The sequence below is a fragment of the Pseudomonas sp. UFMG81 genome (genome assembly GCF_015354575.1).
Lineage (GTDB): Bacteria > Pseudomonadota > Gammaproteobacteria > Pseudomonadales > Pseudomonadaceae > Aquipseudomonas.
Genome location: NZ_JACAFQ010000032.1, coordinates 15064 through 28907, shown reverse-complemented (window position 1 = coordinate 28907; position 13844 = coordinate 15064). Strand labels below are relative to the sequence as shown.

Genomic DNA, 13844 nt, shown 5'->3' with positions numbered 1-13844 from the left:
CAAAACCCGCAGATGGCATAAAATCCGCCGATCCGCCGCAACCGAGCCCACCATGTCCACCCCTCATCAAAACGCCCAGGTCGACTGGGACGACCAGGGCCGCCCCCATTCGCGCCAGTACGACGATGTCTATTTCTCCAGGGAAGACGGCATCGACGAAACCGTGCATGTGTTCATCGAACAGAACCACCTGCGCCAGCGCTTCGCCGAACTGGCGCCACACGCCTGCCTGGTGATCGGCGAGACCGGTTTCGGCACCGGCATGAACTTCTTCTGCGCCTGGCAGCTGTTCAGCGAACTGGCCCATCCAGATGCACGCCTGCACTTCGTCAGCGTCGAGAAATACCCGCTGACCCGCGACGACCTCGCGCGGGCCATGCAGCTGTGGCCAGCGTTCGCGGCATTCACCGGGCCACTGCTCGAACAGTACGTGGCGATTCACCCCGGTTTCCAGCAGTTCAGCCTCGACGGCGGCCGGGTCACCCTGACACTGATGATCGGTGACGCCCTGGAGCAGTTGCCGCAACTCGACGCGCGCATCGATGCCTGGTTCCTCGACGGCTTCGCGCCAGCCAAGAACCCGGACATGTGGACCCCGGAGCTGTTCACCCAGCTGGCGCGCCTGTCACACCCCGGCACCACCCTGGGCACCTTCACCACCACCGGTTGGGTGCGCCGCTCGCTGGTCGAAGCCGGTTTCACCATGAAAAAGGTGCCGGGGCTGGGCAAGAAATGGGAGGTGATGCATGGCGTCTTCACCGGCACGCCCGCCACTGGGCCTGCCCCTTGGTACGCCCGCCCTGCCGCCCTGCCCGGCCCACGTGAAGCGCTGGTGATCGGCGCGGGCCTTGCGGGTAGCGCCACGGCGGCGAGCCTGGCCGCCCGCGGCTGGCAGGTCACGGTACTGGAGCGCCACGACGGCCCGGCCCGGGAAGCCTCGGGCAACCCGCAGGGCGTGCTCTACCTCAAGCTGTCGGCCCATGGCACGGCGTTGTCGCAGATGATCCTCGCCGGCTTCGGCTACACCCGCCGCTGGCTCGAACGTCTGCAACGCGGGCTCGATTGGGACGGCTGCGGCGTGCTGCAACTGGCCTTCGATGACAAAGAACACGAGCGCCAGGCGAAACTGGCGAGTGCATTCGACAGCAGCCTGCTGCACCTGCTGGACCGCGACCAGGCCGAAGCCATCGCCGGCGTTGCCCTGACTGCCGGCGGCCTGTTCTACCCCGAGGGTGGCTGGGTGCATCCGCCCGCGCTGTGCCAGGCGCAACTGCACCATCCGCGCATCCGCCTGCTGAGCCACGCCAATGTGCTGGAACTGCGCAAGGCCGATGGTCTGTGGCAGGCCTGGGACGGCGAACGCCTGCTGGCCAGCGCGCCGCTGGTGGTGCTGGCCGGCGCCGCCGAAGTGCGCAGCTTCCCCGCCTGCGCCGGGCTGCCGCTCAAACGCATCCGCGGGCAGATCACCCGCTTGCCGGCCACCGCGGCCAGCCGGGCATTGCAAACGGTGGTGTGCGCCGAAGGCTATGTGGCGCCGCCCCGCGAGGATGAGCACACCCTGGGTGCCAGCTTCGACTTCCACAACCAGGACACCACGCCCACCGTCGCCGAGCACCAAGGCAACCTGGCGTTGCTGGACGAGATTTCCACCGACCTGGCCCAGCGGTTGGCCGTCGCTGAGCTCGATGCCGAGCAACTCGAAGGGCGCGCGGCGTTTCGCTGCACCAGCCCGGATTACCTGCCCATCGTCGGGCCGCTGGCCGACGAGGCGGCATTCAACGAGGCCTATGCGGTACTGGGCAAGGATGCGCGGCAGGTGCCGGGCATCGACTGCCCGTGGCTTGCGGGGCTGTACGTGAACAGTGGGCATGGGTCACGTGGTTTGATCACTGCGCCGCTGTCGGGGGAACTGATTGCGGCGTGGGTCAGTGGTGAGCCGTTGCCGGTGGCCAGGGCGGTGGCCGAGGCTTGCCACCCGAACCGGTTTGCGTTGCGCCGGTTGATTCGTGGTAAGTAGCGAGATCGCTGGGGGGGCGCTTTGCGCCCCTTTCGCGACGCAAGGCCGCTCCTACAGAGGTACGCGATCCCCCTGTAGGAGCGGCCTTGTGTCGCGAAAGGGCCGCGCAGCGGTCCCAAGGCCGCCAAATGCATATAACAGATTGATCTAAAACTCTCACAAGCCACCCCGGTCCTTACCTAAGTGCCCCACCTTGCGGGCACCTTCCCCAACGGCAAAACCGGTAAGGACTTATGTGCGGATTAGCAGGAGAGTTACGTTTCACCCCCCTCGACCAAGCCCCTCGCCCGGCGGACCTCGCCGCGGTGGAGCGCATCACCCACCACCTGGCGCCCCGCGGCCCGGACGCCTGGGGCTTCCATAGCCAGGGCCCGATCGCCCTCGGCCATCGCCGCCTGAAGATCATGGACCTGTCCGACGCCTCGGCACAGCCGATGGTCGACACGCCCCTAGGCCTGGCGCTGGCGTTCAACGGCGCCATCTACAACTTCCCCGAGCTGCGCCAGGAGCTGCTGGACCTGGGCTACAGCTTCCACTCCGACGGCGACACCGAGGTGCTGCTCAAGGGTTACCACGCCTGGGGCGCGGCGCTGCTGCCCAAGCTCAACGGCATGTTCGCCCTGGCCATCTGGGAGCGCGACAACCAGCGTCTGTTCCTGGCCCGCGACCGCCTCGGCGTCAAGCCGCTGTACCTGTCGCGCAACGGCGAGCGCCTGCGCTTCGCCTCGACGCTGCCGGCACTGCTCAAGGGCGGCGATATCGACCCGATGCTCGACCCGGTGGCGCTCAATCACTACCTCAACTTCCACGCCGTGGTGCCCGCGCCACGTACCTTGCTGGCCAACGTGCAAAAGCTCGAACCCGGCACCTGGATGCGCATCGACCGCCACGGTGAAGTCGAGCGCCAGACCTGGTGGCAACTGCACTACGGGGCCCGCCCCGACGAGCAGGAGCTGGACCTGGAAGGCTGGACCAGCCGCGTGCTCGACGCCACCCGCGACGCCGTGGCGATCCGCCAGCGCGCGGCGGTGGATGTCGGCGTGCTGCTGTCCGGCGGGGTCGACTCGAGCCTGCTGGTCGGCCTGCTGCGCGAAGCCGGGGTGGACGAGCTGTCGACCTTCTCCATCGGCTTCGAAGATGCCGGCGGCGAGCGCGGCGACGAGTTCCAGTACTCCGACCTGATCGCCCGCCACTACGGCACCCGCCATCACCAGCTGCGCATCGCCGAGCACGAAATCATCGAGCAGCTGCCGGCGGCCTTCCGCGCCATGAGCGAGCCGATGGTCAGCCACGACTGCATCGCCTTCTACCTGCTGTCGCGGGAAGTGGCCAAGCACTGCAAGGGCGTACAAAGCGGCCAGGGCGCCGACGAGCTGTTCGCCGGCTACCACTGGTACCCGCAGGTGGACGGTGCGCAGGACCCGTTCGCGGCCTACCGCGAGGCCTTCTTCGACCGTAGCCACGCCGAGTACCGCGACACTGTGCAGGCCCCCTGGCTGCTGGACAACGACGCCGCCGGCGACTTCGTTCGCGAGCACTTCGCCCGCCCCGGCGCGCCGGATGCGGTGAACAAGGCATTGCGCCTGGACAGCACGGTGATGCTGGTCGACGACCCGGTCAAACGGGTGGACAACATGACCATGGCCTGGGGCCTGGAGGCGCGCACACCGTTCCTCGACTACCGCCTGGTCGAGTTGTCGGCACGCATCCCGGCCCGCTTCAAGCTGCCCGACGGCGGCAAGCAGGTGCTCAAACAGGCCGCGCGGCGGGTCATCCCCCATGAGGTGATCGACCGCAAGAAGGGTTACTTCCCGGTACCCGGCCTCAAACACCTGGAAGGCGCAACGCTGGGCTGGGTGCGCGAGTTGCTCACCGACCCGAGCCAGGACCGTGGCCTGTTCAACCCGGCGATGCTCGACCGCTTGCTGAGCAACCCCCACGGCCAGCTCACCCCGTTGCGCGGCTCCAAGCTGTGGCAGCTGGCGGCGCTGAACCTGTGGCTCAGCGAACAAGGAATCTGACCGATGAAAGCCCACGAAATCGCCTATGGCCAGCGCCTGCTGCGCGGCCAGGCGCCCTCCTACGAACGCTTGCAGGCGCGCCTGGCCGGCGACGGCAGCGAGCCCCATGACCAGCCGCGCGCGGTGCACTGCGGCTGGGGCAGGCTGCTGATCGGGCACACCTACCCCGACCCGGTCAGCCTCGCCGATGCGCTGCTCGAAGAGCGCGCCGGCGAGCGTGACATCGCCCTGTACGTGGCGGCGCCGCAGCAGGTGCTGGCACAGGCACCGCAACAGCTGTTCCTCGACCCGTCCGATACCCTGCGCCTGTGGTTCACCGACTATCGCCCAGCGCAGCGGGTGTTCCGTGGTTTTCGCATCCGCCGCGCGCAGAGCCCGGCCGACTGGCAGGCGGTCAACACGCTATACCAGGCCCGCGGCATGCTGCCGGTCGACCCCGAGCGGCTGACCCCGCGCCATCTCGGTGGCCCGGTGTACTGGCTGGCCGAGGACGAAGACAGCCACGCGGTGATCGGCAGCGTGATGGGCCTGAACCACAGCAAGGCCTTCGACGACCCCGAGCACGGCAGCAGCCTGTGGTGCCTGGCGGTGGACCCGCACTGCACCCGCCCCGGTGTAGGCGAGGTGCTGGTGCGCCACCTGATCGAGCACTTCATGAGCCGCGGGCTGGCCTGCCTCGATTTGTCGGTGCTGCACGACAACCGCCAGGCCAAGCGCCTGTACCAGAAGCTGGGGTTTCGCAACCTGCCGACCTTCGCGGTCAAGCGCCGCAACGGCATCAACCAGCCGCTGTTCCTGGGGCCCGGCCCCGAGGCCGGGCTCAACCCCTATGCGCGGATCATCGTCGACGAAGCGCTGCGTCGCGGTATCGAGGTGCAAGTGGACGATGCCGAGGCCGGCCTGTTCACCCTGAGCCTGGGCGGCCGGCGCATCCGCTGCCGTGAATCGCTCAGCGACCTCACCAGCGCGGTGACCATGACCCTGTGCCAGGACAAGCGCCTGACCCGCAAAGCGCTGCACGACGCCGGGCTGCAAGTGCCGGCACAGCAGTTGGCGGGCAACGCTGACGACAACCTGGCGTTTCTCGACGAACACGGCGCGGTGGTGGTCAAGCCGGTGGACGGCGAACAGGGCCAGGGCGTAGCCGTGAACCTGACCTGCATCGACGACATCGGCCAGGCGGTGGAGCAGGCGCGGCGCTTCGACAGCCGCGTGCTGCTGGAAAGTTTCCACCCCGGCAGCGACCTGCGCATCCTGGTGATCGGCTACGAGGTGGTGGCCGCGGCGATTCGCCACCCGGCCCAGGTGATCGGCGATGGCAAGCACAGCCTGCGCGCACTGATCGAAGCCCAGAGCCGCCGGCGCCAGGCCGCCACCGGCGGCGAAAGCCGCATTCCGCTGGATGACGAGACCGAACGCACGCTCAAGGCCTGTGGCCTGGGCTACGACCACGTATTGCCAGCCGGCCAGCGCCTGGCCGTGCGGCGCACCGCCAACCTGCACACTGGCGGCACCCTGGAGGACGTCACCGAACGCCTGCACCCGGTGCTGGCGGATGCGGCGGTGCGTGCTGCCCGGGCCCTGGAGATACCGGTGGTGGGCCTGGATTTCATGGTGCGCGATGCCGAACACCCGGACTACGTGATCATTGAGGCCAACGAGCGAGCGGGGTTGGCCAACCATGAGCCACAACCGACGGCCGAGCGCTTTGTCGATTTGCTGTTCCCCCATAGCCGGGCGCTGGCCTGAAACCTATCGCGGGGCAAGCCCGCTCCCACAAACCTGGCGTGGGAGCGGGCTTGCCCCGCGAAGGCCCCTCGAAACAAAGGAGAAATCCTGATGCCTGAGAAACACCCCGAACCCGACCTCGACTACCTGAAAAGAGTCCTGCTGGAGATGCTCGCCATCCCCAGCCCCACCGGCTTTACCGACACCATCGTGCGCTATGTGGCCGAACGCCTGGACGAGCTGGGCATCCCCTACGAACTGACCCGCCGCGGCACCATCCGCGCCACCCTAAAGGGCCGGCAAAGCTCGCCGGACCGCGCCGTCTCGGCGCACCTGGACACCATCGGCGCCAGCGTGCGCCAGTTGCAGGACAACGGCCGCCTGGCCCTGGCGCCGGTGGGCTGCTGGTCGAGCCGCTTCGCCGAGGGCAGCCGGGTCAGCGTGTTCACCGACACCGGCGTCTACCGCGGCAGCGTGCTACCGCTGATGGCCAGCGGGCACGCCTTCAACACCGCCATCGACCAGATGCCGATCAGTTGGGAACATGTCGAGGTTCGGCTGGACGCCTACTGCACCACCCGCGCCGATTGCGAGGCACTGGGGATCGCCATCGGCGACTTCGTCGCCTTCGACCCGTTGCCGGAGTTCACCGAAAGCGGCCATATCAGCGCCCGCCACCTGGACGACAAGGCGGGCGTGGCGGCGCTGCTGGCGGCGCTCAAGGCCGTGGTGGAAAGCGGCCAGACGCCGCTGATCGACTGCCACCCGTTATTCACCATCACCGAGGAGACCGGTTCCGGCGCCGCCGCCGCCCTGCCCTGGGACGTCAGCGAGTTCGTCGGCATCGACATCGCCCCGGTGGCCCCCGGCCAGGCCTCCAGCGAACATGCGGTGAGCGTGGCCATGCAGGACTCGTCCGGGCCCTACGACTACCACCTGTCGCGGCACCTGTTGAAGCTGGCCGGCGACCAGGGCCTGCCGGTGCGCCGTGACCTGTTCCGCTACTACTTCAGCGACGCTCATTCGGCGGTAACCGCCGGCCACGATATCCGGACCGCCCTGGTGGCCTTCGGCTGCGACGCCACCCATGGTTACGAGCGCACCCATATCGACAGCCTGGCGGCCCTCAGCCGCCTGCTCTGCGGCTACCTGCTCAGCCCGCCGGTGTTCGCCAGCGACTCGCAACCGGCCAATGCCTCGCTCGAACGCTTCAGCCACCAGCTGGAGCACGATGCACAGATGGAGAGCGAAACCCGGGTGCCGGCGGTGGACAGCCTGGTGGGGAACAAAGGCTGAGTCGATAGCCTGCGCAGCGCCTGTAGGAGCGGCCTTGTGTCGCGATGGGCTGCGCAGCGGCCCCAGGATCTCGGCATCACGCTCAATTGCCGGGGCTGCTCTGCAGCCCATCGCGACGCAAGGCCGCTCCTACAAAGACCAAGCAAGGCTGCCGATGGGCCGGCTTGCCGGCGATGGGCGTGCCACGTAGCATGCCCGTCTCACGCCAGGGCCCATGACCATGCTGATCCCCCACGACCACCTCGAAGCCGAAACCCTCACCCGCCTGATCGAGGATTTCGTCACCCGCGACGGCACCGACAACGGCGATGACACCCCGCTGGAAACCCGGGTACTGCGTGTGCGACAAGCCCTGGCCAAGGGCCAGGCATTCATCCTGTTCGACATGGAGAGCCAGCAGTGCCAGCTGCTGGCCCGTCATGAAGTGCCCCGGGAGTTGCTGGAGTAGGCGACGACAGGCCTCACGCCTGTGCTTTGAGCCGCTGCTCTTCCTTGATGCGCTTGTAGACTTCCACCCGGTGCACCTCGACATGCCGTGGCGCGCTGATGCCGAAGCGCACCTGGCCATTTTCTATCGCCACCACCGTGATCCGGATGTCATCACCGATGACGATCACCTCGCCCAGCTCGCGTCCGATTACCAGCATGCTCCGTTCCTCCAGCCAAAGGTAAAACCGGAGACTGCCTCGGTAACTTTCTCCTACTCAATCGGTCAGCAGAGAAATAGACAAGACCTACCTCGAACGATGAAAAGTCCTACATAAAACACCGACTCAACCCACACTCCTGCGGGCCTTGGCGCGCATCTTCACCGCCATTTCCGCCATGTCGTCATACAGCCGCTGCGGCGCCTTGCACTTGAGCTGCCAGGCCTCGCGCCCGGCTTCGTGGGGCAGGATCAGGAACTCGCCCGCCGCCACCTGGGCATGGATATGCTCGGCGATTTCAGCGGCACTGATGGGCGAGCCTTCCAGCAGCTTGCCGATCTGGGCCTTCATCGCCGGGGTCGGCCCGCGGAACGAGTCCAGCAGGTTGGTCTGGAAGAACGACGGGCAAACCACGTGCACCGCCACCTCCACCTGGCGCAGCTCCACCAGCAGGCTCTCGGACAGCGCCAGCACCCCGGCCTTGGCCACGTTGTAGTTGCTCATGCCCGGCCCCTGCATCAACGCGGCCATCGAGGCGATGTTGATGATCCGCCCGCGGCTGCGCTCGAGCAGCGGCAGGAACGCCTTGCAGCCCTTGACCACGCCCATCAGGTTGACCGCGATCTGCCAGTCCCAGTCCTCCAGCGACAGCTCGGCAAAGAAACCGCCCGACGCCACCCCGGCGTTGTTGACGATCACGTCACAGCCGCCGAACCGCTCCTCGCAGGCTTGGGCCAGGGCAGTGAGCTGGCTGTAGTCGCGCACATCGCAACGCTGGACGAAACCGTCGCCCCCAGCGGTGCGCACCTGCTCCAGGGTTTCGCGCAGGCCGGCCTCATTGACGTCGGCCAGCGCCAGCCGCCAGCCATCGCGGGCCCAACGCAGGGCAATCTCGCGGCCAAGGCCGGAACCGGCCCCAGTGATCATCATTCGGTTGTGCATGCTCGCAGCCCTTGTCCTGAACAGTGGAATGGGCAGGAGTCTAGCGACAAGCCGAAGGGCCGCGGTGCGGCATCAGGGTGCTGAATGTGGGGCTATCGGCTAGTCGCGGCGTGATCAGCGTCCTCACGATGGAATCTTTGCCCACACGCGCCGGTCGGACACTGTAAGCGGCCAGCATTCCGAGCCCCTTGACCCTCAACCACGCAAGGACTCCGCCATGACCACGATCCTCATCATCATCCTGATCCTGCTGCTGATTGGTGGCTTACCGGTCTTCCCTCACTCGCGCAGTTGGGGCTATGGCCCTTCCGGCATCGTCGGCGTGGTGCTGGTAGTGCTGCTGATCCTGGTGTTGCTGGGGCACATATGAACCTGCGCTCAGCACGGCGGTGGCACCAGGCGCTGGTCTGAACGCACCCGGCGCAGCAGCTCGTCGCGGTCAAGCGGTAGCGCCAGGTAGTCACCCTGGGCGCTTTCGCAGCCCATGCCGAGCAGCGCCAGGTGCTGCTCGGCGCTGACCACCCCGACCACCGTCAAGTGCTGGTCGAGCGCCAGGGCCAGGCCCACGCAGTTCTGTACCACGGCCCGGCAACGGGCCTCGTGGGGTAGGCCACGAATGAAACGCTCGGCCAGCTTGATGCGGGTGAACGGCAGCTGGCACAGCAGCTGGCTGCCCGCCTGGTCGCTGCCGAACTCGGCCAGGCTCAGCTCGCAGCCCAGGGCGCGCAGGCGCAGCAGGTTCTCCAGCTCGACCAGGGTGATGTGATAGAGGCTGCGCCCGGTGAGTTCGAAACACAGGTGACGCACATCGAAACGCTGCCCTTGCAGCAGCGCGCGGATGCGCAGCACCAGCGAGCGGTCGAGCAATTGCGGTCCCATCAAGCGCAGGGTGATGCGCAGGCGTCGGCCATGCTCCGGCAGCTCGCGGTACAACGCCAGGCCCTGCTCAAGCATCAACAGCGCCAGCTCATCGAGCAGGCCGCAGCGCTCCAGTGCCGGCAGGAACGTTTCCGGCGCCAGCACCCCCATCAACGGGTGATTCCAGAACGGCAGCAGGTCGATACCGATGATGCGCCCGTCGCGCAAATCGAAGCTGGGCAGGTAGAACGCGTTGAACTGTTCATCGCGCATACCCCGGCGGATCTGCTCCTCCCCCGGCCAGAACAGCGGGTGGCGCGGAGTCGCGTTAGCGCTCGCCAAGGGCTCGCGCAGGTACTGGCCAAGGCTCTCTACCGACAGTGGGTGCTCCATGTCGGCGACATAGCGCATGCCCAGCCGCTCCACCAGTTGCTGCACGCCGCGGCGCATGCTTGGGCTCAGGCTGCAGGTCAGCAACACGGCGCCCGACAGCCTGGCCTTGCCCAGCCGATGGAGGAACTCAAGGCTGTCCATGCCCTGCCCACTGGCAGTCAATGCGCAAACCACCAAGTCAACCCTGCCGATCTGCTGCAACCGCGCCATGGCCTCTTCGCGATCAATGGCCTGGAACACCTCCACGCAGCCCAGGTAAGTGAATGTCTTTGCCGCGACCACCCGCTGAAAGCGGTGCTCCTCGACCACCAGCACGCGCATCCCGTATGCCTCCACGTTCGTTTCCCTCACCTCAGCGTCCCTCCACAAGCCCCGCAGGCACTACCCTGACAGCCGTACTGTGGCGCCGCAGTTCTTGCTCCAACTCACTCAATGCCTGGCACAGCGCCTGCAGTTGCACGGCCGGCAGCGCCCCGCCGGCGCAACTGCGTTCGACCTGTTCGCACGCCTCGATCACTTGACGGGCACGGATAATCCGCGCCCCACCCTTGATGCGGTGAGCCAGCACGCCAAGGGCGGCCAGGTCGTCATCCGCCTGGTGGCCGAGCAACTGGTCGAGATCCTTGTGGTTGCTGGCCAGCAAGTCGGCGAGCAACGCGTCCAGTGCCTGCCGATCACCACCGGTGAGGCGCTCCAGGCTGCTCAGGTCGAAGCCAATGGCCGCCTGCACCCTCCCGTCATCCCCACTTCGCTCCTCGCAGGCCAACGCCTGGGCCAGCGTCTTGAGCCCCAACGGTTTGAAGTGGCAGTCGTCCATGCCGGCCTCTCGGCAGCGCTGGCGCTCTTCAACCTGCGCATTGGCGGTCAGGCCCAGCACTCGACAACGCTGGCGCCCCTGCCTGCGTTCGTGCAGGCGAATCGCCCGGGCCAGGGTGTAGCCGTCGAGCACAGGCATGTTGCAGTCGCTGAGCACCACGTCGAAATCGCCGCGCAACCAGGCCCGCAGCCCCTGGGCGCCGTCCTCGGCGACACTGGCGCGATGGCCCAGGTAACCCAGCTGGTTGGCCAGTAGCAGGCGGTTGGCCGGGTAGTCGTCGACCACCAGCACGCGCAGGCTCGCGGCCTTGCTCGCGGCCCCGCTGGGTGCCGGCACCTGCGTTGTTGCCGCACCGGCGTCGGCACGCTCCAGGCTCAGCACCATGTCGATCCGTGTGCCCACGCCCTGGGTACTGCGCAAGTCCATTTGCCCGCCCATCAGCTGGCACAGGGTGCGGCTGATCGACAACCCCAGCCCGGCACCGCGCCGGGCCGACTGGCCGTTGTTGCTGGCCTGCCAGAACAGCCCGCCGAGCCTCGAAAGCTCGGCCTCGGGGATGCCGATACCGGTGTCCTCGACTGTCAGTTCCACTGCCACCGCCTGGGCTTGGGGCGTACAACGCAGGCCCACGCGGACACTGCCGCGGTGAGTGAACTTGATGGCGTTGCTCAACAGGTTGGCGAGGATCTGCTTGAATCGCAGCGGGTCGAGCAGTACCTCGACATCGCTCTGCCCTTCCATCTCCAGCGCCAATTGCAGGCCCTTGCCGCGGGCCTGTTGCTCGAACAGCTGCACCACCGTGGCCACGTGCTGGCACAACGGCACGGGTTGGGGCGCCAGTTGCAAGTGCCCGGTCTCGATGCGGGTGACGTCGAGGATGTCGCCGATCAGTTCGAGCAGGCTGCGCGCCGCATCCGAGGCGACTTCGATCGACAGCCGGTCGAGCATGCCCTGCTCGGCCTTGCGCAATGCCAGCTCGAGCATCCCCAGCACGGCATTGAGCGGTGTGCGGATCTCATGGCTCATGGTGGCGAGGAACTGGGTCTTGGCCTGGTTGGCGCTGTCGGCCTCGTCCTTGGCCGCGCGCAATTGTGCCTGCAAGTGCTGGCGTTCGGTGACATCGATCCAGCCGGCGATCACCCCGGCCTGGCCGTCACGCAGGCCACGGTAGGGCAACATCCAGTGGTACAGGGTTTGCTGCCGGCCATCGTGCAGGCTGACTTGCAGGTCCTCGATCTGCACCCGACCGCTGGCCAGCACCTGGCGCCAGCCGCCCTGCCAGGCCAACGCCTCGCCGAGCGGCTGGCCAATGACCGCCTCACGCTTGAGCTGCAAGGCCTGCAGATAGCTGCTGTTGCAGGTGAGCAGGCGCCCCTGCTGGTCACAGACATAGATCGGGTGCGGTGTGCCGTCGATCATCACGCGCATGAACGCCAGTTGGTCGGCCAGCTCGCGTTCGGCCTGCTCACGCACGCGGATCAGCCGACGCAGGTAACGAACCCAGGCCAACGCCAGCAACAGCAGCACGGCGACGGCGGCAAACCCCTGCAATACCTGAACGCGGTAGCGTTGCCAGAAGCTGTCGGCAACGATCACCTCGCTGCGCCAGCGCCGGGCCAGGGCATCCATCTCTTGCGGCGAGAGGCTGAGCAGCGCCTTGTTAAGGATGGCCTGCAACTCCAACGCGCCGCGTGGGCTGGCGAAGGCGAAGTAGGCAGGCTCCAATGGCAGGCTGGCGCTGATCTTCAGGCGCGTGGGGTACATGCGCTCGGTCAGCGCGCGGGCGCCGATCAAGGGCACCAGCGCGGCGTCGGCGCGGCCGCTGGCCACGCGCCAGACGGCATCCACCGGCCCGTCGGCCTCGACCAGCTGGATCGCCGGATGATGCTGACGCAGGTAGGCGTTGGGGTAGCCGCTACGGGTCACCGCCAGGCGCTGGCCGGCCAGTTGCTCCAGGCTCGACGGTGCCTGCTCATTGTCATTGGTGACCAGCACCCGGGCGGAACTGGCAAAGCTGCGGCTGAACGTCAGCCAACGCTCGCGCTCGGGGCTCAGGGTAAGGCCGCCGATGAGGTCGGCCTCACCGCGCGTGGCGCGCTCGACCATGCGCTCCAGCGTGCCTCCGGCGACCAGTTCGAACTCAAGGCCGGTGCGCCGGCCGATGCGCTGCAACACGTCTACCGCCAGGCCGCGCATACGCCCTTCGCCGTCGCGGTAGCTGATGGGCGGGTACTGATCGTTGAGCAGCACCCGTACCGGCCCCTGGCCCTGCAACCAACGCTGCTCCTCTTCGCTCAACTGCAACGGGCCGCGCTCGACCAAGCCCTGGCCACCCCAGCGCCGGCGGATGCGGGTATGTTCCTGGGGCTCGATGCTGGCCAGCACGGCATCGACCAGCGCGTGCAGGGGGGCATCCGCCGGGTGCATGGCAAAACCCAATGGCTGGCTGTCGAGATCGGGGCTTTCGATGGCCTCGACCGCGCCGACCAGCCCCTTGCCAATCAGGTACTGGCTTTCCAGCGCGCCGCCCAGGAACAGGTCAGCCTGGCCGAAGGCCAGGGCGCCCATGGCGGTGCGGGTCGATGGGAAGACCTGGACTTGTGCCTGGGGGAAGCGCGCGAGGATGCTGCCCAGCGGCCGATAGCCTTCGCGCATGGCCACACGCAAGGGCACGCTGGCGGCGGGTTCATCCTCTCGCAATACCATCACCGGCTGGTCCTGGGCATAGGGTTGCGACAGGTGCAGGCCGGCATCCACGGCTTGCCGGGCGCTGACGCTGGCCACCAAGTCGACTTCCCGGGCGCGCAGGGCACTGATCGCGACGTTGAGCGAGCTGAACACATGGACCTGCACGGGCACCTGCAGATGATCGCCCAGCAGCCCGGCGTAGTCTGCGCCGATGCCTTCGTACTCGCGCCCGGTACCGAGGATGTCCAAGGGTGGGTTGTCTGGCCGCACGACCGCCAGGTGCAACTGGCGTCGCTGCCACAACCAGCGCAGTTGCGTTTCATCCGGCACCAGCCGCGGGCCGTCGACGACCGAGCGACCATACAGGCGCGGCGACTCGTTGCCCGCCACGAGCGACGCGTAGCACAGCAAAAAAGCCAGCAGCATGCGCGACACCT

The 13844-nt window shown here is 67.4% G+C and carries 10 protein-coding genes; 6 read left to right on the top strand and 4 right to left on the bottom strand.

What is annotated here, in order from left to right:
- Nucleotides 1-52: 52 nt before the first annotated feature.
- The 5 genes from mnmC to IX761_RS20615 all read left to right on the top strand — a co-directional run bounded on the left by mnmC (nt 53) and on the right by IX761_RS20615 (nt 7510).
- Complete coding sequence (gene mnmC, locus IX761_RS20635; protein WP_194791358.1) at nt 53-2017, top strand: bifunctional tRNA (5-methylaminomethyl-2-thiouridine)(34)-methyltransferase MnmD/FAD-dependent 5-carboxymethylaminomethyl-2-thiouridine(34) oxidoreductase MnmC; 1965 nt, start codon at nt 53-55, stop codon at nt 2015-2017.
- A 233-nt stretch (nt 2018-2250) separates the two neighbouring features.
- Nucleotides 2251-4038 (top strand): N-acetylglutaminylglutamine amidotransferase, encoded by a 1788-nt coding sequence (locus IX761_RS20630; protein WP_194791357.1) that lies wholly within the window; start codon nt 2251-2253, stop codon nt 4036-4038.
- A gap of 3 nt (nt 4039-4041) precedes the next feature.
- Entirely contained in the window at nt 4042-5787 is a 1746-nt protein-coding gene (gene ngg / locus IX761_RS20625; protein WP_194791356.1) for an N-acetylglutaminylglutamine synthetase, read from the top strand.
- Nucleotides 5788-5877: 90 nt separating this feature from the next.
- Entirely contained in the window at nt 5878-7062 is a 1185-nt protein-coding gene (locus tag IX761_RS20620) for an osmoprotectant NAGGN system M42 family peptidase (protein WP_194791355.1), read from the top strand.
- A gap of 220 nt (nt 7063-7282) precedes the next feature.
- Nucleotides 7283-7510, top strand: a complete 228-nt coding sequence (locus IX761_RS20615) for a YheU family protein (protein ID WP_194791382.1) — start codon at nt 7283-7285, stop codon at nt 7508-7510.
- Nucleotides 7511-7523: 13 nt separating this feature from the next.
- Here the strand turns inward: IX761_RS20615 and csrA are convergent, their stop codons facing one another.
- Entirely contained in the window at nt 7524-7709 is a 186-nt protein-coding gene (gene csrA / locus IX761_RS20610) for a carbon storage regulator CsrA (RefSeq protein ID WP_194791354.1), read from the bottom strand.
- Between the two features lie 126 nt (nt 7710-7835).
- Entirely contained in the window at nt 7836-8651 is an 816-nt protein-coding gene (locus tag IX761_RS20605) for an SDR family oxidoreductase (protein ID WP_194791353.1), read from the bottom strand.
- Nucleotides 8652-8868: 217 nt separating this feature from the next.
- Here IX761_RS20605 and IX761_RS20600 point away from each other — a divergent pair, with 217 nt between their 5' ends.
- A complete protein-coding gene (locus tag IX761_RS20600; RefSeq protein ID WP_110996334.1) occupies nt 8869-9021 on the top strand; it encodes a DUF3309 family protein in 153 nt (50 codons plus the stop codon).
- An 8-nt stretch (nt 9022-9029) separates the two neighbouring features.
- On the opposite strand, the gene IX761_RS20595 is transcribed toward IX761_RS20600, so the two are convergent.
- Nucleotides 9030-10238, bottom strand: a complete 1209-nt coding sequence (locus IX761_RS20595) for an EAL domain-containing protein (protein ID WP_194791352.1) — start codon at nt 10236-10238, stop codon at nt 9030-9032.
- A 16-nt stretch (nt 10239-10254) separates the two neighbouring features.
- Entirely contained in the window at nt 10255-13833 is a 3579-nt protein-coding gene (locus IX761_RS20590; RefSeq protein ID WP_194791351.1) for a transporter substrate-binding domain-containing protein, read from the bottom strand.
- Between the last annotated feature and the right edge of the window lie 11 nt (nt 13834-13844).